Annotated in this window: 20 protein-coding genes and 1 rRNA gene; 16 read left to right on the top strand and 5 right to left on the bottom strand. The window is 33.4% G+C overall.

Annotated elements, in window-relative coordinates; all coding sequences use genetic code 11:
* From H603_RS0108060 to gyrA, 3 genes are all read right to left on the bottom strand, one after another.
* Positions 1-132 (bottom strand): 16S ribosomal RNA (locus H603_RS0108060); the annotation flags it as partial.
* A gap of 984 nt (positions 133-1,116) precedes the next feature.
* A complete protein-coding gene (locus tag H603_RS0108055; protein ID WP_026708105.1) occupies positions 1,117-2,385 on the bottom strand; it encodes a tetratricopeptide repeat protein in 1,269 nt (422 codons plus the stop codon).
* A gap of 49 nt (positions 2,386-2,434) precedes the next feature.
* Positions 2,435-5,083 carry a DNA gyrase subunit A gene (gene gyrA, locus H603_RS0108050; protein WP_026708104.1) on the bottom strand — a complete coding sequence of 883 codons (2,649 nt, stop codon included), beginning with the start codon at positions 5,081-5,083 and terminating at the stop codon, positions 2,435-2,437.
* 254 nt (positions 5,084-5,337) lie between these two features.
* Between gyrA and H603_RS0108045 the strand changes: the two genes are divergently transcribed.
* A complete protein-coding gene (locus tag H603_RS0108045; protein WP_026708103.1) occupies positions 5,338-7,890 on the top strand; it encodes an ATP-dependent Clp protease ATP-binding subunit in 2,553 nt (850 codons plus the stop codon).
* A gap of 139 nt (positions 7,891-8,029) precedes the next feature.
* Complete coding sequence (gene rimK, locus H603_RS0108040) at positions 8,030-9,400, top strand: 30S ribosomal protein S6--L-glutamate ligase (protein ID WP_026708102.1); 1,371 nt, start codon at positions 8,030-8,032, stop codon at positions 9,398-9,400.
* Between the two features lie 80 nt (positions 9,401-9,480).
* Here rimK and H603_RS0108035 read toward each other — a convergent pair whose 3' ends face one another.
* Both H603_RS0108035 and H603_RS0108030 read right to left on the bottom strand, forming a co-directional pair.
* Complete coding sequence (locus H603_RS0108035) at positions 9,481-10,821, bottom strand: inorganic phosphate transporter (RefSeq protein WP_026708101.1); 1,341 nt, start codon at positions 10,819-10,821, stop codon at positions 9,481-9,483.
* A 35-nt stretch (positions 10,822-10,856) separates the two neighbouring features.
* Positions 10,857-11,501: a DUF47 domain-containing protein gene (locus H603_RS0108030; protein WP_026708100.1), complete on the bottom strand. Its 645-nt coding sequence runs from the start codon at positions 11,499-11,501 to the stop codon at positions 10,857-10,859.
* 891 nt (positions 11,502-12,392) lie between these two features.
* Here H603_RS0108030 and thrA point away from each other — a divergent pair.
* The 14 genes from thrA to H603_RS0107960 all read left to right on the top strand — a co-directional run bounded on the left by thrA (position 12,393) and on the right by H603_RS0107960 (position 25,069).
* Positions 12,393-14,840, top strand: a complete 2,448-nt coding sequence (gene thrA, locus H603_RS0108025; RefSeq protein ID WP_026708099.1) for a bifunctional aspartate kinase/homoserine dehydrogenase I — start codon at positions 12,393-12,395, stop codon at positions 14,838-14,840.
* 87 nt (positions 14,841-14,927) lie between these two features.
* Positions 14,928-15,854: a homoserine kinase gene (locus H603_RS0108020; RefSeq protein WP_026708098.1), complete on the top strand. Its 927-nt coding sequence runs from the start codon at positions 14,928-14,930 to the stop codon at positions 15,852-15,854.
* Between the two features lie 117 nt (positions 15,855-15,971).
* Positions 15,972-17,261, top strand: a complete 1,290-nt coding sequence (thrC, locus tag H603_RS0108015; RefSeq protein ID WP_026708097.1) for a threonine synthase — start codon at positions 15,972-15,974, stop codon at positions 17,259-17,261.
* Between the two features lie 368 nt (positions 17,262-17,629).
* Positions 17,630-18,955 carry a restriction endonuclease gene (locus tag H603_RS17110; RefSeq protein WP_051219241.1) on the top strand — a complete coding sequence of 442 codons (1,326 nt, stop codon included), beginning with the start codon at positions 17,630-17,632 and terminating at the stop codon, positions 18,953-18,955.
* Positions 18,956-19,138: 183 nt separating this feature from the next.
* Positions 19,139-19,486 (top strand): hypothetical protein, encoded by a 348-nt coding sequence (locus tag H603_RS0108005; RefSeq protein WP_026708096.1) that lies wholly within the window; start codon positions 19,139-19,141, stop codon positions 19,484-19,486.
* Positions 19,483-20,406 carry an MvdC/MvdD family ATP grasp protein gene (locus H603_RS0108000; protein ID WP_026708095.1) on the top strand — a complete coding sequence of 308 codons (924 nt, stop codon included), beginning with the start codon at positions 19,483-19,485 and terminating at the stop codon, positions 20,404-20,406. Before H603_RS0108005 ends, H603_RS0108000 begins: the two co-directional genes overlap by 4 nt.
* Before the next feature lie 188 nt (positions 20,407-20,594).
* Positions 20,595-21,149: a hypothetical protein gene (locus tag H603_RS0107995; protein WP_026708094.1), complete on the top strand. Its 555-nt coding sequence runs from the start codon at positions 20,595-20,597 to the stop codon at positions 21,147-21,149.
* Positions 21,150-21,331: 182 nt separating this feature from the next.
* Positions 21,332-21,550 carry a hypothetical protein gene (locus tag H603_RS0107990; RefSeq protein WP_026708093.1) on the top strand — a complete coding sequence of 73 codons (219 nt, stop codon included), beginning with the start codon at positions 21,332-21,334 and terminating at the stop codon, positions 21,548-21,550.
* 168 nt (positions 21,551-21,718) lie between these two features.
* Positions 21,719-22,267, top strand: coding sequence for a hypothetical protein (locus H603_RS0107985; protein ID WP_026708092.1), 549 nt, complete (start codon positions 21,719-21,721; stop codon positions 22,265-22,267).
* A 160-nt stretch (positions 22,268-22,427) separates the two neighbouring features.
* A complete protein-coding gene (locus tag H603_RS0107980; protein WP_026708091.1) occupies positions 22,428-22,895 on the top strand; it encodes a DUF1810 domain-containing protein in 468 nt (155 codons plus the stop codon).
* A 208-nt stretch (positions 22,896-23,103) separates the two neighbouring features.
* The gene (locus H603_RS0107975; protein WP_026708090.1) at positions 23,104-23,658 is read left to right on the top strand and encodes a toxin-antitoxin system YwqK family antitoxin; all 555 of its coding nucleotides are present in this window, start codon (positions 23,104-23,106) and stop codon (positions 23,656-23,658) included.
* A gap of 6 nt (positions 23,659-23,664) precedes the next feature.
* A complete protein-coding gene (locus H603_RS17450) occupies positions 23,665-23,841 on the top strand; it encodes a hypothetical protein (RefSeq protein WP_157510415.1) in 177 nt (58 codons plus the stop codon).
* Entirely contained in the window at positions 23,828-24,232 is a 405-nt protein-coding gene (locus tag H603_RS0107965) for a hypothetical protein (protein ID WP_026708089.1), read from the top strand. Before H603_RS17450 ends, H603_RS0107965 begins: the two co-directional genes overlap by 14 nt.
* Before the next feature lie 282 nt (positions 24,233-24,514).
* On the top strand, positions 24,515-25,069 hold the full coding sequence (locus H603_RS0107960; protein ID WP_026708088.1) for a DUF4833 domain-containing protein: 555 nt from the start codon (positions 24,515-24,517) through the stop codon (positions 25,067-25,069).
* Positions 25,070-25,116 lie beyond the last annotated feature (47 nt).

Raw genomic sequence — 25,116 nt, 5'->3', positions numbered from 1 at the left:
TGAAAGGTAGATTGCATACGCGTTACGCACCCGTGCGCCGGTCTCTGGTTCCGAAGAACCATACCCCTCGACTTGCATGTGTTAAGCCTGCCGCTAGCGTTCATCCTGAGCCAGGATCAAACTCTTCATCGTATATTATTTGTCCGCCGTGGCGGACTATTTATTTTTGACTGAAGGTCTAGTGGTTTTTTAAAATCTCTCGATTCTATTACTCTTATTCTTTTGTTCTAACATCTCTGTTAAAACGGCTGTCAATTCAATATGTCTAGGAACGTGTCTTATCTTATTTTCTCACCTCGTTTGTCAATTTTCGTGACGCTCGAAGCGGGTGCAAAACTACAACTTCTATTTCAATGTGACAAGAAAAATTTGAAGTTTTTTTTAAGAAAATTTTCATCTCTTTTTACTTCTTTCTCTTATCAATAATGCAATGAACTTGGCTTGTTTAGCGGAGTGCAAAACTAAAGAACTTCTTTATTTCTCACAAGCTTTTTTTAAAGTTTTTTTAAGAAATAAATTCCTTTTAAACTTTATAAAAACTCTCAAGATGTAATGAACTTCTGCGATGTTGCGGGTGCAAAAGTAGGTAGTTTAAACGCATATTCAATACCTTCTACACACTTTTATTTTCTTTAATTTTCAATTTTCTTTTAACGAGCTGGAAACCTTACAATTGAGTTATCATCAATTTATGTCGCAATTTAAATTGTAAGATTAATCGATAAACAAAACCCTGTTCGCCTACTCTTGTTGGATTCATTCGCATTAGTGCGCAGTATCCTTAATAATTAGCAGTTCCTTGTCAACTACATAACAGATTGTATATATATCTTTCAAGAATTACAATTTCAAAGCACCTTATATATATATATATATATATATATATATGAGAGAACCTCGTTTAAAAACTCACTTTTCAAGCTTATACTAAATACTAGCCCTGATAGCAGTGGAAATCCTTTTCTATTTACTCGATGACAATCGAGTGAATAGAAAAGATTGTAGCGAATAGCAGGAAATAGCTCCTAAAACATATTTCTAAAACTCTAGATTTTGAACAAAAAAAAATGGAACCTTGCGGCTCCATTAATTGTATACTATATAATGTATAAAAAATTACATTTTTGCTTCTAACGCTTTCTTTTCTGCTGTCATTTCTAAAGCACTATACACACCTAATAATGTTTTAGCAACATCAGCATTTTTAGGCTCAAGCTCTAGAGATTTTTGCAAGTAAGGAATTGCTGCTCTAAACAATTCTTCTCTTTGCTTCTTTAATGCATCATAACGCTTCATGTCTTTATCAGAATTAGTCAGCTTGTTCATCTCAGCGATGATACTACCTTCTTTTTCTAATTTAAGCGCCGCCATGTTAATATAAGCATTTAAATATTTAGGATTGATTTCAAGTGCTTTAGTATAGTACTTCTCAGCGTCAGCAATATTTTTTGCATTCGAACTAACAACACCTAGATTAAATAACAAATCTGCATCATTCGGATTGGCCGCCAAAGCCTCAGTGATTAGTTTTTTGTAAGTTTCAAAATCTTTAGTCTCTAAATAAAGATTTGCCTCTGTCAAAATTAACGAAGTATCTTCAGGATTAGATTTTCTAGCAGCAGCTATAGCTTCTTTAGCTTCAGCTGTTTTTCCATTTTGAACTAAAATCAACGCTATGTTTTTGTAGATTTCTCCTCTTTTTGATGGAATTTCTTCAATTGTAGGATCAATATGCGTTCCTAACTTTATCATTCTATCTCTTTCTTGAACCGTCGCAAATAAATCACTTTCGTTAGTTATTTTATTAACCGCTAAGTAATTTGTAGCTTTTCCAGAATAGTTCATATCCTTCAACTCACCGTACAATTTTAATGCATTGTCATAATCCTTTGCATTTATATAAGTAGAAGCCGCATAGTATAAATTAAGCGTATCTTTTTTATCTAACAAATAAGCGTCGTATAATTTATTAGCACTAGCAGCATGTTTATCTACTTTTGAATCAGCAATTGCATTGTTGATCAACTTATATTTAATTGCAGTAATCGATTTTGTTGCCTCTGCAGCATATTTTGCTTTACCAGAAGCTTTTTCAGCTGCAATTAAGTTGATATATGAAGTAGCTGCCGCTGATAAGTTTTTATCTTCTTCAACTTTATTATTAGCCAATTCTAATAAGGCATTACCTTTTACATAATAGTATTGTGCTTTTTCTGAATCAGATGCATTAGCAATTAACCCTTCTGCACCGTTTAAAATTCCAACAGCTTCTTGAGCTTGACCTTTTTTAAATGCTTTTTCTGCAGCTTTAATTTCGTCTTTTTGAGCAAATGAAGCTACTGATACCAATAAAGCAGATGTAAGTATTACATATTTACCTTTCATAATAATCTATTTTTCGTTTTATAATTTTTTGTTTTTTTTTCTAATTTACCTAAGATTCGTCGTTATCGTCATCTTCATCCTCAACATCATCGTCCTCTACAACATCGTCGTCTTCCTCATCATCGTCATCAGTTACACCATCATCTTCAAGAACTTCAAGAACAGGTTTCACTCTTTCGATAGCTTCTCCTTCGATAACATTTCCGTCCTCATCAACAATGACCTCTTCAACATCATCTTTCATAACTTTAGTTACAGCAGCGATAGAATCTTTTCCTTTTAAGTTAATTAATTTAACCCCTTGAGTAGCACGACCCATTACACGAAGATCCTCGATTGCCATTCTAATTGTCAATCCAGATTTATTGATAATCATTAAATCATCAGCATCTGTAACAGCATTGATTGATATTAACTGTCCTGTTTTTTCAGTGATGTTCAAAGTTTTCACTCCTTTACCACCTCTATTAGTAATACGATATACATCTTCACCATCTTCGTCAACTAACTTAGTACGTTTCCCGTAACCATTTTCAGTAACAACTAATACTTGTGAATCATTAACTGCATCTTTATCTACAGTAACCATACCAATTACTTCATCACTGTCATCTTTTAAAGAAATACCACGAACACCTGAAGCAGTTCTTCCCATTGGTCTCGTTTTAGTTTCTTCAAAACGAACTAATTTTCCAGACTTCACAGCAAGTATGATTTGGCTATCACCATTTGTCAATTTAGCTTCTAGTAATTCATCACCCTCTTTAATAGTAATTGCTGCAACACCATTTACCCTAGGTTTAGAATATTTCTCTAAAGAAGTTTTCTTAACCTGACCTTTTTTAGTCACCATTACTAAGTTGTGACTCTTAATGTAATCTTGATCTTTTAAATCTTGTGTACAAATAAAAGCTTTCACTTTATCATCACTTTCGATATTGATAAGATTTTGAATCGCTCTACCCTTAGCCGTTTTATTTCCTTCTGGTATTTCATAAACACGCATCCAGAAACATTTCCCTTTTTGGGTAAAGAACATCATATATTGATGGTTAGTAGCAACAAACATGTGTTCTAAGAAATCTTGATCTCTAGTTCCAGCACTTTTTTGCCCTACACCACCTCTATTTTGTGTTTTATATTCTGTTAAGTTTGTACGCTTGATATAACCTGCATGCGAAATTGTAATTACAACATTTTCATCAGCAATTAAATCTTCGATACTTACATCTCCTCCAGAGTATTCAATTTTAGAGCGGCGTTCATCACCATATTTCTCTCTAATTTCTTCTAATTCCTCTTTTATTAAAGCAATTCTCAAGTTAACATCAGCAAGCAAGGCTCTTAAATGTTCGATTAACTTCATAATTTCGTCATACTCAGCTCTTAACTTGTCTTGTTCCAGACCTGTTAATTGACGCAAACGCATTTCTACGATTGCTCTCGCTTGGATATCAGATAATTTAAACCTTTCGATTAATTTCCCTCTAGCTTCTTCTGTATTACTAGATGCTTTGATTAAAGCAATTACTTCATCAATATTGTCAGACGCAATAATTAACCCTTCCAATATGTGTGCTCTCTCTTCTGCTTTACGCAATTCAAACTGCGTTCTACGTGTAACAACATCATGACGGTGCTCTACAAAATGATGAATCATATCTTTAAGATTCAACATTTGAGGACGCCCTTTCACTAATGCAATATTATTAACACTAAAAGAAGATTGCAATTGTGTATACTTATATAAGGTATTCAAAACTACATTAGGAGTCGCATCACGTTTCAAGATGTAAACGATACGCATACCATTTCTATCTGATTCGTCACGAATATTTGCTATTCCCTCAATCTTTTTATCATTAACTAAGTCAGCCGTACGTTTAATCATATCGGCTTTATTGACTTGGTACGGTATTTCAGTTACAATAATACACTCTCTACCATCAACTTCTTCAAAACCAACTTTGGCACGCATCACTACTCTACCACGTCCCGTTTTGAATGCTTCACGCACTCCTTCATAACCATAAATAACTCCACCAGTAGGAAAATCAGGAGCTTTTATATAATTGATTAACTCATCAATCTCAATATCATTGTTATCCATGTACGCAAGTGTACCATTGATAACTTCTGTTAAGTTGTGTGGCGGCATATTAGTAGCCATACCTACAGCAATTCCTGTTGCCCCATTAATTAATAAGGTAGGCACTCTTGTTGGCATTACTTTTGGCTCATATAAAGTATCATCAAAGTTTAATTGAAAATCAACTGTTTCTTTTTCGATATCTGCCATAATTTCTTCCGAAATCTTGCGCATTCTCGCCTCAGTATAACGCATTGCAGCTGGACTATCGCCATCTACAGAACCAAAATTACCTTGACCATCAACTAATAAATAACGCATACTCCATTCTTGGGCCATACGAACCATGGCATCATAAACAGAGGTATCTCCGTGAGGGTGATACTTACCTAAAACTTCTCCGACAATTCTAGCGGATTTTTTATGGGCTTTATTTGAAAAAACTCCTAAATCATACATTCCATAAAGAACTCTTCGATGTACTGGTTTTAAACCGTCTCTAACATCGGGAAGCGCTCTTGATACAATTACTGACATCGAATAATCAATGTAAGCTGATTTCATTTCATCTTCTATGTTAATAGGAATTAACTTTTCTCCTTCAGACATAAGTTGTTATATTAAATAATTATATTAGTTACAAAACGTGCCAATATACAGCTTTTAGAATTTTTTCTAGCGTTTTAGCGCTATTAATTTGAAGGATTTATTAACAAAATTATTTACAGATTTCTTGGCTCATTTTAATTCTATTTTAGCGATATTACACATTATATTGCTCCCTTAGCTGACAAATCATCTTAGGAACGATTTTTGTTTTTAAAATAGTAATTCACTAAATTTACATTTACTAAATATATATTATGGATGATAATTTTTCACCAAGAGTCAAAGACGTTATAACCTACAGTAAAGAAGAAGCTTTACGATTGGGTCATGACTTCATTGGTACCGAACACCTAATGCTAGGCATCCTTAGAGATGGTAATGGCAAAGCAATACAAATACTAAATAATCTTTCTGTGGATCTAGACCATTTGCGTAGAAATGTAGAAATATTAAGCCCTGCGACACCTGGAACAGAGACCAGTTCAGATAAAAAAAACCTACATCTAACACGTCAAGCCGAACGTGCACTTAAAACAACTTTTCTTGAAGCCAAAGTATTTCAAAGTACTTCTGTAAGTACCGCACATTTACTACTTTGCATTTTGAGAAATGAAAATGATCCAACAACCAAGCTATTAAATAAACTTAAAATAGATTATGATATAGCTAAAGAACAATATATAAATATGACACCAAGCGAAGAAGAATTCTTAGAGAATTTACCAAGAGCATCCGATTCATATAGCGATGATTCAGGACAAGATGACAGTCTAAAAGAAACTAGTTTTAATAATCCCGCCAATAAATCCAACAAAAAGTCAAAAACGCCGGTTTTAGATAACTTTGGGAGAGATTTAACAGAAATGGCTGAAGAGGGAAAATTAGATCCTGTAGTAGGACGTGAGAAAGAAATTGAACGTGTTTGCCAAATTTTAAGCCGTCGTAAAAAGAACAATCCATTACTTATTGGTGAACCTGGAGTGGGGAAATCTGCAATTGCAGAAGGCCTAGCACTTAGAATCATCCAAAAGAAAGTGTCTCGTATCTTATTTAACAAACGCGTGGTAACTCTTGATTTGGCTAGCTTAGTAGCTGGTACAAAATATAGAGGACAGTTTGAAGAACGCATGAAAGCTGTAATGAATGAATTAGAGAAAAATGATGATATCATTCTTTTCATTGACGAAATTCACACTATTGTAGGTGCTGGTGGAGCCACTGGTTCACTAGATGCTTCAAACATGTTTAAGCCTGCTTTAGCTAGAGGTGAGATTCAATGTATTGGTGCAACTACACTTGATGAGTACCGACAGTATATTGAAAAAGACGGTGCATTAGAAAGACGTTTTCAAAAAATTATTGTGGAGCCAACTTCTGTCGAAGAGACCATCACAATTTTGAACAATATCAAAAACAAATACGAAGATCACCACAATGTGACGTATTCGCAAGAGGCGATTGAAGCTTGCGTGAAATTGACAGATCGTTACATGTCAGAACGTTTTTTACCAGACAAGGCTATCGATGCTTTGGATGAAGCAGGATCTCGTGTACATATCACTAATATCGAAGTACCAAAAAAGATTTTAGATCTTGAACGCCAGCTTGAAGAAATTCGTGAACTTAAAAATGCGGTTGTTAAAAAACAAAAGTATGAAGAGGCAGCAAAACTTAGAGACGACGAAAAACGTATCGAAAAAGAATTAGCGATTGCTCAAGAACAATGGGAAGAAGATGCAAAAAACAACCGTATCGAAGTAACAGAAGATAATGTTGCTGATGTAGTATCAATGATGACAGGTATTCCTGTAAATCGTATTGCTCAAACTGAAAGTAATAAGTTAGCCAAATTACCTGAATTGATCGAAAGCAAAGTAGTAGGTCAAAGAGACGCCGTTGTTAAAATTGCGCGTTCTATTCAAAGAAATCGTGCGGGATTAAAAGATCCTAATCGCCCTATTGGTTCGTTTATTTTCTTGGGTCAAACAGGTGTGGGTAAAACACAGTTAGCAAAAGTATTAGCTAAAGAATTATTCGATTCAGAAGATGCTTTAGTACGTATTGACATGAGTGAATACATGGAGAAATTTGCAATTTCGAGATTAGTTGGAGCGCCTCCAGGATATGTAGGATATGAAGAAGGTGGTCAATTAACTGAAAAAGTGCGTCGCAAACCATATGCTGTTGTTTTATTAGACGAAATCGAAAAAGCACATCCAGATGTTTTCAATATGTTATTGCAAGTGCTAGATGATGGATTCTTGACAGATAGTTTGGGTCGAAAAATTGATTTCAAGAATACTATTATTATCATGACTTCAAATGTTGGAGCAAGACAATTAAAAGATTTTGGTCAGGGAGTAGGTTTTGGTACTGCTGCTAGAGTTGCTCAAACAGATGATAACTCAAAAAGTATTATCGAAAATGCACTTAAGAAAACATTTGCACCTGAATTCTTAAATAGAATTGATGATGTTATTGTATTTAATGCTTTAGAGAAACATGATATTGATTTAATTATCGAAATTGAATTGAAAAAATTATATGCTAGAGTTTCAGAATTAGGATATAACTTAAAACTTTCTGACACAGCAAAATCATTCATCGCTGATAAAGGATTTGACAAGCAATTTGGTGCAAGACCTCTTAAAAGAGCTATTCAAAAGTACGTAGAAGATACACTAGCAGAAGAAATTATCACTTCTAAAATTAGCATTGGTGACCAAATATTCATGGATATTGAAGAAGGAGCTCAAGAACTTACAGTTGCTGTAACAAAAATTGAGAAACCTACAGAAGAATCTTAATATTGACTATTTACAAATACATTAAACCCGTTACATTTTTATAATATAACGGGTTTATTCTTTATATAAATTAACTAGGTTTTTAAAAACAAATTTCTACATTTGGTTTTTATAAAACTGTTTTTAAACCAACCAAAATATGTCTGAAAATAAAGTAATTCTGGGTAGCGAAGAGTGGTGCACATTTCCTGACTTAGGTATTCCTACCATTAAAGCTCGTGTAGATTCAGGGGCAAAAACATCTGCATTACACGCAGTAAATATCGCACCCTTTATTAAAGACGACACAAACTGGGTTAAATTTGATATCAACCCTATTCAAAACAATAACAAAACAGTAATACATTGCGAAGCTCCGCTAGTAGACAAGAGAATTGTAAAAAGTTCTAGTGGATTTAGAGAGCAACGTTACGTAATTCAAACTATGTTAGAAATAGGTGATTCTAAATGGCCTATTGAAATGACATTGACCAATAGAGACTCGATGGGTTTTAGAATGCTACTAGGGCGAGAAGCCATGAGCGGTAGAGTTCTTGTTGATCCTGAAAAAAAATATCTTATTGGAGAACCTAATCCAGAAACATTAAAAGATCTTTATAAAAACGCCGAAAAAGCAAGCACAGGTTTGCGCATTGGAGTTTTGGCTAGTAATCCTGAGTTGTACAGCAATAAGCGTATCATGGAAGCTGGAGAAATGCGTGGCCACGAAATGCACTTCTTGAACATAAAAGAATGCTATATGAAACTGGACGCACAAACTCCGGAGATTCATTATAGAGGTGGAATCATATTAAATCAATTTGACGCCATCATCCCTAGAATCCGCCCTAGCATTACTTTTTATGGTTGTGCGTTAACACGTCAGTTTGAAGCGTTAAAAGTATATAGTTTGAATTCGGCTAATGCAATTACACAATCTAGAGATAAATTATTTTCATTACAGCTGTTACTAAATAGCGGTATAGGAATTCCTACTACTGGATTTGCCAATTCTCCGTTGGATACAAACGATTTGATTAAAATGGTTGGAGGTTCGCCTTTAATTGTCAAATTATTGGAAGGAACACAAGGAAAAGGTGTTGTTCTTGCAGAAACTAAAAAAGCAGCCGAAAGTGTAATTAACGCTTTCAAGAGTGTCAATGCAAATATCTTAGTACAAGAATTTATTAAGGAAGCAAACGGAAAGGATTTACGTTTATTTGTTATTGATGGTAAAGTAGTGGCGACTATTCAACGTGAGGCTATGCCAGGCGAATTTAGAGCAAACATCCATTTAGGTGGAACAGCTTCTATCATTAAAGCTACACCTGAGGAGAAGAAAATTGCGATTAAAGCCGCTAAAGCAATGGACTTAAAAGTTGCTGGTGTAGACATCATTCGATCATCAAAAGGGCCTTTGTTACTAGAGGTAAACTCTTCGCCAGGACTAGAAGGAATTGAAGGTGCCACTAATAAAGATATTGCTGGTGAAATGATCAAAGCAATTGAGAAAAACTTTAAAATAAGATAGTTATTCAACTATTTCTAAGCATAAAAAAAGCCTTCTTAAAATTAAGAAGGCTTTTTTTTATGTGCTGCAACATGAACTTTTTATATAAAAATACTAAGTACATAATATACAATAGCTGCTAATAATGCCGAAATTGGAATCGTCAATACCCAAGCCCATAGCAAACTTACCGTTACTCCCCATCTTACTGCAGAGACACGCTTAGTTAATCCTACTCCAATGATTGAACCTGTAATAGTATGTGTTGTACTTACTGGAATTTTTAAATGCTCTGTGAAATACAATGTCAATGCTCCAGCAGTTTCTGCAGCTACACCTTCAAACGAAGTTACTTTTGTAATCTTCGAACCCATAGTTTTTACAATTTTCCATCCACCACTTAAAGTACCCGCTGCAATAGCAGTATAACATGCTAGCGGAATCCAGTCAGGCATTCTAAATGCTCCACTTTCTGACGGTAAAACAACATCTAACCAAGAATCCATTTGTATACCTGGGTTGGCGTTAATATAAACGGCAACTGCTGCTGCTATAATACCCATTACTTTTTGTGAATCATTACCACCATGACCTAAACTAAATGCAGCAGAAGATACCAATTGCATCTTTCTCAAAGCGGCATCTGCTTGATGTAAGTTCAAGCTACTAAATATCAAGCAAAAAGCACTTACAATTAAAATTATTGAAGCTACTAAAAACCACTTGATATTGTGCGGTTCAAACGCAACACTCCAGAACTCAGAGTTTTCAAAACGAGGTAATTTTCCATCAGCCGTAATAACGTCGTAAGGAATCATTTGAACGTATACAAACCAGATTGTAGCAATCATTAAAGCTACTGTAAAAATCTTTGGATAGATACTTTTGCGCGAAGCATTAAGCAACCAGATTGAGATTAAATACGACGCCATCGCACCTAATAACGGTGCTAAAACTATAAAAGCGATGATAATTAAAACTCCTGATGGCATACCTCCATCTTTACCTGCTTTATACCAGCTCACAATTTCGTACCAGTAATGCGTTGCACCATCAGCACCTATGTATGCAGAGAAACCGTGATTTGCAATTGAATGCGCTATTGCAGCTCCTGCAAAACCACCAATTAATGTGTGTGATGAACTTGAGGGAATTCCCAACCACCATGTTAGTAGATTCCAACAAATGGCAGCAATTACACCAGCTAGAATTACCACAAGGGTAATTTCCATAGTGTTAGCAGTTTTTGCTACAGTATCTGCCACTCCAAAACCAAAAACCCAGTAGGCTAGAAAATTAAAAAAAGCTGCCCATAGAACAGCTTGAAAAGGCGTTAATACTTTTGTCGCAACTACGGTAGCAATGGCATTTGCAGCGTCATGAAAACCGTTGATGTAATCAAAAATTAAGGCTAGTACTATAATAACTAAAAGTAACGTCATATACTTAGAACTTCAAAATGAAATAAAAATAAACTTTAAGAGTGTTTTACCGAAATCGATTCTAGAATACTAGCAACACTTTTACATTTGTCTGTAGCGGATTCTAAGACAGATAAAACCTCTTTATATTTAATAATATTTTTTACATCAGTTTCATTTTCGAAAATTTCGAAAACAGCCTTGTTATAAACATTATCTGATTTATTTTCTAATTTCGAAATTCTAGCACAAGCTGCTGTAATACTTGGGATGTTTTTTAAATTTCTCAATTCATTCACGGCAGTATCAATATTTTGACATGCTTCAAGATTGATTTCTGTCAATTTTCTAATTGATTTTGTAATCTTATCAACTTGGTACAAACGCATAATGCTAGATGCCCCGTGTAAACGGTCAGCTACGTTATCAATAGCAGTTACCAGCGAGTGAATGTCTTCTCTATCAAATGGAGTAATAAAATTTCTACTCAATTCTAAATTTGTTTGACGCGTGATATCTTCTCCTTTTTGTTCTAATTCATCAATTTTTTGGAAAATTGCTTCTCTTTCTTTTAAAGGAAGGTTTACTGCCTCGTGTAAGTTTGAAGCTAATTCAATCAAGTTACTTGATGCTTGTTCAAACAGGGGAAAGAATTTTTTATCTTTCGGTACTAAAAACTGGAAAAGACTATTTATTGACATTTTTTATATTTTTATGGTTGCAAATTTATTTATTTTTTCTCTTTAAAAGCTAAACAAATTAAATAATTCGCGTTCTGTTAAAAAACTGTAGTAAAATGCAACTGTTTTCTCAATTTCAAAGCATATTATTCTGTATTGTACTACAAAATTATACATATATCATAGCACAGGGGCATACTTTTACATCAGCACGCTATTCATCACCAATATATTTATTCAAGCATACTTCAATTGATGCAATTGCTCTCCCCTTCTCTGCATTAGTTTCTGTAATTTTTCGAATAGTTATATTGAAAAAGAGCAGCTAATCACCTTCTCAATAAATCAATACAAATCTTGCTGATGTTTGTAATATTAATATCCTTTCCTTAAATATCTTAGTTAACTAAAACACTTTGTAACCTAGCTTTAGAAATGGTTTTTAAACGAGAATAAACTTAGATTTTAATAATTTCGGTCGAAAAAGGGGAACGAACAGCCAAATAAATAGTGGATTACAACACTTTAATTTAGGAATACATATTAATTTTTCGAACATAAATCACAATAGTCCGTAGAAAGCTGCTTTAAAATACGATTTCTTAAAGCTAAGACTGATATTTTGCAGTATTTTAAAATATTCGCAAAACGTTCAAATTGGTTTTTGAATTTTATAAAAAGACGTATTTTTGAAAACAACAATGATAAACAACAGCACAACATATCAATCTTCGATAACAACTCAAATTTGGGTTGGCACTGCTATGACGTTTACATTCTCTACTACAACTACAACCCCTTAGGGGTATACACTTTTACATATAACCGTATTATATTGTTATTTCTTTTTAGAGATAAAATTCTTGGGTGAATAATAAACATTCGCTTTTTTTCAAAATCAAAATGCACAACATGAAAGTATTAAAATTTGGCGGTACATCAGTAGCCAATGCCACAAATATAAAATTAGTCTTAGACATCGTTCAAAATCAAGCCAAACAGGAGCAGCTAATCGTAGTCGTTTCTGCACTGAGCAAAGTGACCGATTTATTGCAAACTGCTGCTTCAAAAGCGGCTGCTGCTGATGAGACTTACAAGACTTTAGTGATCGAAATTGAAAAAAAGCATTTAGACACCATTAAAGAATTTATTCCTGTAAGTGAGCAAAGCAGCTCGCTAAGTCATATAAAAAGAATTGTAAACCACCTTGAAACTTTGTTAGACGGTTGTTTCCTTCTTGGCGAACTTTCCCCTAGAACAGCAGACACAATTTTGAGTTTTGGTGAATTATTGTCTTCTTATATTATTGCTGAGGCTTTGAAACAAAAGTTACCCAAGGCCGGATATAAGGATAGTAGAGAGTTAATTAAAACGAACAGTAACTTTGGGAAAGCAGCTGTGAATTTTGACGTAACGAATAATTTAATTGCCGAATATTTTAAATCAGTTGCAAACCAAGTGACAGTCATGCCTGGTTTTATTGCCTCGTCACAAGACGGAATCACAACTACATTAGGACGTGGTGGATCTGATTATACGGCTGCCATTATAGCTGGTGCATTAAACGTAGCTGAATTGGAAATCTGGACAGATGTAAATGGAATGTTTACTGCAAATCCGCGTATTGTAAAACAAGCACAACCTATCGCTACGATTTCGTACCAAGAAGCAATGGAATTGTCCCATTTTGGTGCCAAGGTGTTGTACCCACCAACTATACAACCGGTGTTACGAAAAAACATTCCTATTCTTATCAAAAACACTTTTGAACCAGATGCCGAAGGAACTTTTATTTCGAATAACGCTATTGCAAATGGGAATCCGGTAAAAGGAATTAGTCATATTGACAACATCTCTTTGATTACTCTCGAAGGACCCGGAATGATTGGGGTTTTAGGATCTTCAAAAAGATTATTCGAAACGTTATCACAAGCCAACGTGAATGTTATTTTCATCACGCAAGCTTCCTCTGAACATTCTATTTGTATCGGAATCTTGAATTCAGATGCCAATGTTGCCGAGGAAGCGATTAATAAAGCATTCGAAATCGAAATCACGCAAAATAAAGTAGAACCCTGCATCGTCGAAAAAGACCTTTGCATCATTGCTTTGGTGGGTGAAAACATGAAAAACCATCAAGGTCTAAGCGGAAAAATGTTTAGTACTTTAGGTAAAAACAATGTCAACATTCGCGCGATCGCTCAAGGTGCTTCGGAAAGAAACATTTCGGCGGTTATTAACGAAAGAGATGTAAAAAAAGCATTGAACACCTTACACGAACGCTTTTTTGAAGAAAACACCAAACAACTGAATTTGTTTGTGATGGGTGTTGGAAACGTAGGAGAAAAATTCATTGACCAAATTAAGCAACAAAAAAAGTTCCTGAAAGAGAATTTAAAAATAAACCTTCGTGTAATAGCTCTGGCAAATTCTAAAAAAATGCTTTTTGATGAGGAAGGTATCGATTTAAAATCTTGGCCAGAAGCATTAGATAAAGGTGAGAAAGCCGACCAACAACTGTTTATCGAGCAAGTCAAAGATTTGAATTTACGTAACAGTATTTTTGTCGACATTACCGCCAATGAAAGTGTGTCACAAACTTATGCACAGTACCTAAGAGAAAGTGTGGCGGTGGTTACTTGTAATAAAATTGCGTGTTCATCGGCATTTGATAATTATAAAAACTTGAAGACTTTATCACGTAGGTACAATGCACCATTTCTATTCGAAACAAATGTTGGAGCAGGATTACCAATCATTGATACCGTTAAAAACTTAGTGGCATCTGGTGATAAAGTGAATAAAATTCAAGCTGTTTTATCGGGAAGTTTGAACTTTATCTTCAATAATTTTGATGCAGACCATTCATTTCACGATGTGGTGAAAGAAGCAGGCGTGCAAGGATTTACAGAGCCCGATCCAAAAATTGACTTGAGCGGAATCGATGTTGCTCGAAAGATCTTGATTCTTATTCGTGAAAGCGGGTACCAAATGGAAATTGAGGATATTGCAAACGAATCGTTCTTGCCTACTGAATGTATGGCCACTACAAACAACGAAGACTTTTTTAAATCGCTTACACAATATGCAAGCCATTTTGAAGGAATTTTGGCGGAAGCCAATGCCAAAGACAGTCGCTTGAAATTTGTAGCACAATTTGAAGATGGAAAAGCGAGCGTAGGTTTACAATTCATCCCAAAAGACCATCCTTTTTACAACTTAGAGGGAAAAGACAATATTGTATTGTTTTATACAGATCGTTATGTAGACCAACCTTTATTAATAAAAGGTGCCGGTGCAGGAGCTGCAGTTACTGCTTCTGGAATTTTTGCCGATGTTATTAGAATTGGGAATGTGTAAAAGAAAAGTTTAAAGTTTTTTAAGTTTAAAGTTTCAAATTACTCACAAATCTGAAACTTTAAACTTTAAACCTGACACAAAAAATATATGAACGAAATAAAAATATTCTGTCCTGCTACTATTGCCAACCTATCTTGTGGATTTGATGTCCTTGGATTGTGTTTGGACAATGTAGGTGACGAAATGATTATTAGAAAATCAGATCAAAAAGGAATTCGCATCACTAAATTAGTGGGTGCCGATTTACCGTTAGAAACCGAAAAGAACGTCGCAGGTGTTGCTGCTTTGGCAATGCTAGAAGCACTAAACTCGGATGCGGGATTCGAAATCGAAATCTATAAAAACATCAAAGCCGGTAGCGGCATTGGGAGCAGCGCTGCTAGTTCGGCGGGAGCGGTTTTCGGAATCAATGAATTGTTAGGAAGACCTTTCGAAATCAAAGATTTGGTTCCATTTGCAATGCAAGGCGAAAAACTTGCCTGCGGAAATGCCCATGCAGATAATGTGGCTCCTGCCCTATTGGGTGGTTTTACGCTGGTACGCAGTTATGCACCGCTGGATATTATCAAAATCGAAAGTCCGTCAGAGTTGTATGCAACGGTGGTTCATCCTCAAATTGAATTGAAAACATCGGATGCGCGCTCGGTATTAAAGCAAACCGTTTCTTTAAAAAGCGCCATCATGCAGTGGGGAAATGTTGGCGGATTAATCGCAGGATTATACACTAAAGATTACGACTTAATTGGTCGCTCTTTGCATGACGAAATCGTAGAGCCTTTGCGCTCGGTATTGATTCCGGGATTTGATTTGATCAAACAAACAGCTTTAGAAAACGGTGCTTTGGGATCTGGAATTTCAGGATCTGGACCTTCAATTTTTGCCTTAAGCAAAGGAGAAGCAACGGCAAACAAAATTGCCAAAGCAATGAGTGCCGTTTATGACCAAATGCAACTGCCTTACGAAATTCATGTTTCAAAAGTGAATCCTGATGGTGTGAGAATAATGGCACCCTAACCCCTGAAAGGAGAATGAAAGTATAAAACAGAAGACATACTAATACGTTATCTACATCCGCATAGCCACCCTCTTCGCCGCGGCGAAAGGGCTAAGGGATCTCAATACAACACAACAATGAAATACTACAGTTTAAACCATAACGACCCAAACGTATCTTTTCAAGAAGCGGTAATTCAAGGATTAGCCAGCGACAAAGGATTGTATTTTCCGGAATCGATTACGCCCTTACCACAAGCCTTTTTTGACGAAATAGAAAATTTATCGAATGAAGAAATTGCTTTTGCAGCCATTCGCCAATTTGTAGGTGATGAAATTCCAGAAAATGTTTTGAAGGAGATTATTGCTGAAACACTTTGTTTTGATTTTCCGGTAGTGGAAGTTGAAAACGGAATCTACTCGTTAGAATTATTCCACGGACCAACAATGGCTTTTAAAGATGTGGGTGCGCGCTTTATGTCGCGTTGCTTGGGGTATTTTAACAAAGACAAAAAAGACAATAAAAACACTGTTCTTGTGGCGACTTCTGGAGACACAGGCGGTGCAGTTGCCAGCGGTTTTTTGGGTGTAAAAGGAGTCGAAGTTATTATTTTGTACCCTTCTGGCAAAGTAAGCGACATACAAGAACGCCAATTGACTACGCTTGGACAAAACATAAAAGCATTAGAAGTTGACGGATTTTTTGACGATTGCCAAGACATGGTCAAAAAAGCGTTTTTAGACGACAGTTTGAAACACCACAATTTAACTTCGGCCAATTCTATTAATATAGCGCGCTGGTTGCCGCAAATGTTTTACTTTTTCTTTGCCTACAAAGCCTTGAAAAAACAAAACAAACCTTTAGTATTTTCTTGTCCGTCAGGGAATTTTGGAAACATTTGCGCAGGAATCATTGCCAAAAAAATGGGCTTGCCTATAGAGCATTTTGTCGCTTCTACAAATGTGAATGACACCGTGCCTCGCTTTCTAGAAAATGGTATCTATGATCCAAAACCATCCAAAGCAACGATTTCGAATGCGATGGATGTGGGGAACCCAAGTAATTTTGTGCGCATACAAGAAATGTACAACAATGACTTGGCGCAATTCAATAAAGATTTTTCATCATTTACATTTACTGATGATGAAACGATTGCAGCCATGAAAACTATTTATGCTGCCAACGAATATATTGCCGAACCACATGGTGCAGTTGGTTATTTAGGGCTTAAAAAAGAATTAGAAAACCATCCCAACGCAATTGGAATTTTCTTGGAAACGGCCCACCCAATCAAGTTTTTAGACACGGTGGAACCAACATTAAACGTAAAATTACCCATACCAACACAAATTGAAAGTGTACTGGGCAAGGATAAAATAAGTACTAAAATCAAAACTTACGAAGAGCTGAAAGCATTCTTAGGATAAGACACACAATCCAAATTAAACCAACGACTAAAGAGTACTTTTTAGTCGTTTTTTTATGCTTTATTAGGGCATGCCCCTACCTCCACTATGTTGCGGTAGCGTCAGGCTGTACGCTGCAATCTCCCAATAAAAATTGGGAGGATTTCCACTGCCATCCCTCATGCGGAGCTGTTCCCATTTCATAATTAATACTGTAAGAAAATTAACTAATTAAATTCTAATCAAAATTTTAACAGATGGTATTTAATGTTATATTTGTTGGAGACGCGACAGTATCTTATTAGTTAGTAAATACCTAAAAAGGGGATACTTTGTAATGATATAAGCGAGTTGGTAGCAAGCTTACCGCAGAAAAAACGTATGTAAAAATGAGTAAACCTAAATTAAATAATGACGAAATTAAAAATTTGTACAATAAACTGTACAATGAGTCACTATTCACACCACAACAAAGAGGATACGAATTTGAAAAACTAATTGAAGCGAAACTTGAAAACGAAAAACTTCAACCAAGAGCGAGTTATAAATCAAAAGGAGAACAAGTTGATGGCTCATTCTTTTGGAAAGGACAGACATTTTTATTGGAAGCAAAGTGGGTTAAGCCTAAAATACCAGCTTCAAGTATATATGCGTTCAAAGGAAAACTTGATGGTAAATTTCATACTACAAGTGGTATTTATATTGCTGTAAATGGCTATTCGAATGATGTTGAAGATGCTCTGAAATTTGGAAAATCACTAAACATATTACTATTTGATTCTTCAGATATTAAATTAATTTTTAATGGCAAAGTTGCATTTCTTGATGTTTTGAAATTTAAATTGCGAGAAGCAGGAGACACAGGAAGCTTAAATGTTCCATATAGCTTAAAAAATAAAGCCGAAAAAATATCAAAAGAAAACAAATTAGATTTTCTAACAGCACAGCTATTTCAACAAAAAACTACAAAAAGAAAAATAACCGAAGATTTATTAATTTTTGTTGAAGGTAAAAGCGATATTCAAATTATTGATAATCTCTTAAAACCAATAGAATTAGATTTTCTACTTTCTTATAAAATTATTTCTTTGGAAGGAATAAATAACATAAGACAAATTCCTTCTCTTTTAAATCTTTATGCAACTTACCATCAAAACAAAGCTGTTATTATAATTCTAGACGATGACCAAGCTACACTACAAATAAAAGGCATTATTGAAAACGTTACAGAACAGATTGAAAATTCATCTATTCCAATAAATACAAAATTTTTCTTTATTGATGAGAAATTAAAAGGTAAACTCTCTACTGAAATTTTAAAAAATGTGATTTTTTCTGAAAATTATAATAAACCACAACTTTACTTAGAATTAGAAAGATTTATAAATGAAATCTCATATGACTATTATGATCCAGAAGTAAATATTCCAAAAGAATCATTGAAATCTATCCTTAATAGAGCAGAATGGGATTATGAAAATAATGAAATTATATTTCCTGACGATTATACAGATAGAGATTTCACTGTGGAAAATTTAGAAGATTTAATAGAATTTCTTAACGAAGAAGTTATTAATGAGGTACAAGGAGAAATGCCTTTAGAGATGTTAAAAGAGAAAGACTATTTAGATTATGACAATGAGGTTAGAGAGCATTTGCTTGAATATCATAAAGATAATTTAGAAAAATTGAATTGGAATACCGACGAATTATAGTAAAAAAGCCAGCTATCAACAGCCGTTTGCCAAGATTGGGGATTTAGTAGAATTAGCGTTTTTTTACTACATTTACGTTAAGCCGAAAATACTCGTTTTCAAAAGTCCCCAACCTCGGCAAGCGCCAATACGTTATGCACAAGCTTAAAAAACCGAAGATAACCGATAAAAAAATCAGAAATTATGAAATCATTTATACTGGGATTCGCAGAAAAGCCAAAAATTAACAATTTAGACTATTCAATAATTGAATATTCAAAAAAGCAAAATTTATCAGTTTTAAAAAATACAGAAATTCCAGCAATAACATATGTTAATATGGGAACTGAAACTTTTACCAAAACAACTAATGAACCTACAGATTCGGATAATGATTATAGATTTAGACTTAAAAGATTATTAGACACTACTTCTGAAACGTTTACTACAACAGAACCAAGTGATAGTGACCATAATTATTCATCATTAAAATTGCTTATGGATACGCAAACAATTACAGAATCTCAAGAACCAACAGATTCCGATAAATGATTTTAATTATTACACATAAAGAAGATTTTACTGCTGATTTTGTAATTGAAAAACTTAATAAAAGAAATATTAAATACTTCAGACTGAATTGTGAAGATATTCATACTGATATATATAATTTTGAAAATGAAAATGATTTTCATTTTAATATAAATGGTATAAGTAATTTTACTTCCGTTTGGTTTAGAAGAACCAAATTACCTGAAATCATTTCTAATAATGAAGCCGAAAAACTATATTTGTTAAGTGATTATGAAACATTGTTTGATAATATATATAATCTTATCGACACTGAAAAATGGTTAAGTAATCCACAATATATTTTTAAAGCTGAAAATAAACTTCTACAATTAAAAATCGCTAAATCTATTGGCTTTATAATCCCTCAAACATTAATAACTAACTCTCACAAAGAACTTAAAAGTTTTATCGATAAGTTTCAAAATAACATAATAATAAAACCTATTAGACAAGGTAGAATAAGACAAAAAGAAGGTTTTGAAACTATCTTCACTAATAAATTGAGTTTAGATAATATTAAAACAATAAATGAATTTGATTTAACACCTTGTATTTTTCAAGAGTATGTTGATAAAGAATATGAAATTAGAGTGACAGTAATCGGCGAAAAAGTTTTCTCTGCGAAAATTAATTCTCAAATTTCAAATGAAACCAAAATTGATTGGCGTAAAGAAAAAATGCCTTTTGAAAAATATGAACTTCCAAAAGATATATCCGAAAAATGCATATTAATTACAAAGAAATTACAATTGTCATTTGGAGCGATTGACCTTATTAAAAAACTAAACGGCGAATATGTCTTTTTAGAAATTAATCCAAATGGTCAATGGGCTTGGCTAGAAACTGAATTAGATTTAAAAATATCCGATGAAATAATTAACTATTTAACTTTAAAATGATGATAAAAAAATACTTAGATTATATCGGAATTACAAGTTCAAATAATAAAACAGAAAAGTAAAAAAAAATCGAAATTTACAATCCAAGTGGAGATATTAAAATTGCGGAAAGATACTTAACGTACTTAAAAGAAATTGACAACTATCAGAAAGATAGAAGAACAACTATAGAAAACAAAAATTCTCAGTTGGTTGGACAAGCTAGTATTGTTACATCAATTTTCGCCTTATTTGTTCCTCTTTTATTTGATAATTTTAACGGAATTACAAATTCATTTAAAATACTAATTACTGTAATTTTTTTAGTTGTATTATTTCATTATTTACTAGCAATATTTCACGCTATAAAAACACTGAAAATTAATAAATACAGATATGCTACAAGAAGTACATCTACAATTACTAAACCACAACGTGCAGTAACTGAATTAGACTTCGTGAATGAAGAAATAAATGATTTAATTTTTACCGTTAATCAGACAGCTCCTATTGATAATTTAAAAGGAGAAAATTTAATTCTTGGTTCAAGATGCTTTGAAATAGCAAATATGGGTTTTGGATTAATGACTCTTCTAATAATATTTTCAACATTTTCAATAAAAAAGGAAGTTTCAGAAATTAAAATTAATAATCCTCAAGAAATAAAGCTTACTATACCCGACACACTGAATACTAAAATTCATTTTATAAATAAAAATAAGGCTTTAAATAATTCTAAAGATTCAATAAAAGCAAATAAATAAAAAGCCAGCATGTAACCGCCATTTTGAGCTAGCTGGAATTTAGTCGAATTACCGTTTAAAATTTGTATTTTCGTTTGGCTGAAAATAATCGTCTTAGTGAGTCGTAAACAGCGAAATTAGGGAGAACGTTAACGTGCATAACTTTATAAAATCTGAAATAAGTAACTTTTTATTGAAAATTTATGAAACAAATTAAAATTGGAAATTTCACTTTCTCAAAAAAAGCGATTCAATCAATTACAATTGGACTTTTTTGTACAGGAATTTTAATTGGAGCATTAATCGCACACAGAATTAAAACAGAATCAAGTTTTGATTTTGGTTTATTTATAATTTTTATCGTTCCAATTTGGTTTGTTCTGAAATCAAAATTAAAAACTGAAATAATAAAAGATAAATAGATTTAATCTTCTTGAAAATGATTCGTTTTAAATTAAGTGTTTGCAGAAAACTCTCTACCGAAAATAGCAATTTAATTATCAGAACAAATCAAAAAAGAAACAATTCGTAAAGTAGACAATACTTAAAATCAATCTTTGTCTAATCGGAAATTAATCAGAAACCGAAATATGAAAATTAGACTATTAATACTTTTTACCCTAGTTTTTATTTCTTGTAAAAAGGAAGTAAAAGAAGAATCTGAAAAAGTCCAAAATAAAGAATTTAACACGGAAGCAATAAGAGAAATCGAAGTTAAAAATATTGACACAATTCAAATTTCTAAAAAACACAAAACAAACAAAATTCTGTGTGATTTAGACGGAGATAATTTGAATGAAATAGTTGAAATAGTTAGGAGTACAAAAAACGGAAAAAGCGGTTTGAGAATAATCTTTGGAAACGGAAATAGAACTGATTATTTCGGAATGGGAAATAATATTTTAGAACAAGGTTTTGATGAAATTGATTGGGCGGGAATTTTTGAAAAAGCACCCAAAAATGAAATCTATTGGAATAATGTAAATGAAGATGGAGAAATATTATCCGACGAAGAGATAGAAGAAGTTGATAAAATAAAACTGGCAAATGACGGTATATTTATGCACGATGAAGAAAGTTGCGGAGGCGGAATAATATATCTGAAAAATGGAAAATATGAATGGATCCAACAGGAATGAATTGCCAGCCACTAATACACGTCTTGCGACATTTGCGAATTTAGTGGAATTATCGTTTAGCATCAAGTTTTCGTTAGACCGTAAATTGAGCAGTTAGAAACTTCCAACTATATTAAAGTGTCAAAATTTTGTAAAATATTTTAAAAACAATCCTACACAGATGAAAGGTGATTTAATTAAATTTAAGACTGCTCAAGATACTTGCCTCACTCAAGTATTAGAAGAAATTAAAAATGGTAAAAAAATGAGCCATTGGATGTGGTTTGTATTTCCACAAATAGCAGGTTTAGGCAAATCTACCATTGCAAAAAAATATGAGATTGTGAACATTGAAGAAGCCGAATACTATTTGAAGGACGAACTGCTATCAAAGAGACTAATTGAGTTAACAAAGATTTTAGCTTACGATATTAATGGAAAAACAGCGGAGGAAATATTTGGGTTTCCAGACTACCTCAAATTTCATTCTTCAATGACACTTTTTTATTTCGTAGTGCGATCAAATAGACAATTTGAGAATAATAGCGACTTACTTTGCTTTGAAGACACTATTAATAAATACTATGATGGAAAGCTAGATAAAGTTACTTTAAGAATTTTAAAAAATAGGAAGAACTCATTAACTTAGCGCAACAAACGATATATTTCTTCATTATCGCATGAGGAATAAAAATTATAATTACATCAACATAACTAAAGATATTATCATTAAAACTTTACTGCCATAAAAAATAATAAGTAATAGCGCTAAATAATTAAAAAGAACTCGCTTTACGATAACAAATAAGCTAAAAATAGAATTTTAAGAACATAGTCCTAACATCTAAAAACATTTCATGAATAAAACAATATTGATCCTTATTTCCATTCTCATATTCAGTTCTTGTACTGTCGAGAAAAACTTTTACGAAGACGGTACATTGGAATCTAAAGGAAGAATATCGAGCAACCTAAAAAATGGTCAGTGGAAAATGTACCATGAAAATGGGAAACTATTTCAAGTTGGAGATTATTTGTATGGAAAAGAGACAGGAGAATGGAAGTTTTATCATGAAAATGGAGAACTACATCAATATGGTGCATTTAAAAATGGCAAACAAGATGGAGAGTGGCATTTTATTCACCCTAATGGTGTGCAGCAAGGAATTGGAACTTTGGATGAAGGCAAGAGAATTGGAGTATGGAAATGGTACTTCGACAACGGACAATTGCAAACCGAAAGAACATGGAATAACGGAAAGCTAGTCGAAATAATTAATTACTACGACGGTCAAGGAAATATGCTAGATAAAGGCACTGTCACAAATGGCAACGGTGTAATGAAAACATACGATATTGATGGTAAACCGTTCCAAGAACTGATTTACAAAGATGGAGAAATAGTAAAATAAATTAATATGAAACCAAAAAAAGTACAATTTATTATTGATATCTTGTGGATCGTTATCGGAATCTTTTCTGGGATAGTGTATTACAATCAAAAAGACTTTGTAGCTGCTGGGGTGTTCTTAGCTGTGGCGTTGTTTTTCATCGTTAAAATAGTAATTAAATTGAGAAAATATGAAAAGAATTAAATTTGACAATGTAGCAAAAAGCTGGCCTCTCATTACTTTGATGCTAATTAGTATTCTATGTTTGATCTTTGGTACTTTTGAAATAATTGAATTTGCCAACCCTAAATTAAACAAAAGGCTTGCAGGTACAGGTTCTTTGATTCAAGTCTTATTCTACTTCAGAATGTTTTGGTTTAGAAACTATGTTCAATGGACTAAAAAAGGCGCCTTAATTCGCATCAAGTCTTTCTGGGGAGAAACCATACAATTTGATGAATTGAGCCATGCAACCTTAGAGCATAAAAATTTAAAAATATTCAATGGCGATGCTGTGCGATATGAATTTGATTTAAGAGATTTTGAAAGAGAAGATGCTGAGAAACTCCATACCATTATCAATCAAAACTGCTAAATTAAAAGTCGGAAGCAATTATTTAAAGGCTGTTTTTCTTTTAAAAATTCATTTCCTTTTAACCATTTATAACGCAGCCCAACTGACTCTATTTGTGGCATAATTCAACTCGCTTACTGGATAATGTTTCGATAATTTCATTTTAAAAATTGGAATGATTACCTTTAATAAATTCAGAAAATGTAACGGTAGTGATAGCGTATATCGCTGCTAACAGCTTCTATTTCGAAAATACCTCTTTCATTCACTTTGACTTTAGAGAACTAAAAATAATTAGTAACCATGAGCTATTTTAAAATACCAACACTTTTAAAAGCACTTTTAGCAGGCTTCTGTTTCCTACTATTTTCGGCAAGTTGTTTTGCTCAGGAAGGTTATCCTGAACCTGAAAAAACCACTAACCGCTTGTTCTACATCCAACACAGTAAAAACCACAATACCTATGTGTATGACGCCAATATCAGCAATGGTGTATTAAATGTTACCGATCCTGTTACTGAGTATGAAATTGTTTACACTGAGGAAGGCCAAAAAAGACCTTTATCAGGACTACAAAGGAGAATGGCATACGGAATGACATTAGAAGAGTCTAATGGTGCGTTGTACAAATTAAGTCTTGCTGCTTCAGATAAAATATATTTCTATTTAATTGACAATCAAAAACACGGTCCTCGAATTTTTATCACTGTCAACGAGAAAAAAATGTACCTAGATAAAATCTACATAAAGCTAGAAAGAGGTTTTTTCGGTTTTAAAACTAAAGCTGCTTTTGCTCTTCTTTATGGAAAAGACTTCGAAACAGGAGAACAAATTGTTGAAAAAATGATCATGGATTAGCTTTCAGTATTTAAAAAGACAGTTCTTTACAGCTACATAAATAATTC

The organism is Flavobacterium frigidarium DSM 17623 (assembly GCF_000425505.1).
GTDB lineage: Bacteria > Bacteroidota > Bacteroidia > Flavobacteriales > Flavobacteriaceae > Flavobacterium > Flavobacterium frigidarium.
The sequence above is the reverse complement of the archived record's forward strand: the minus strand, read 5'-3'. Positions and strand labels throughout refer to the sequence as shown.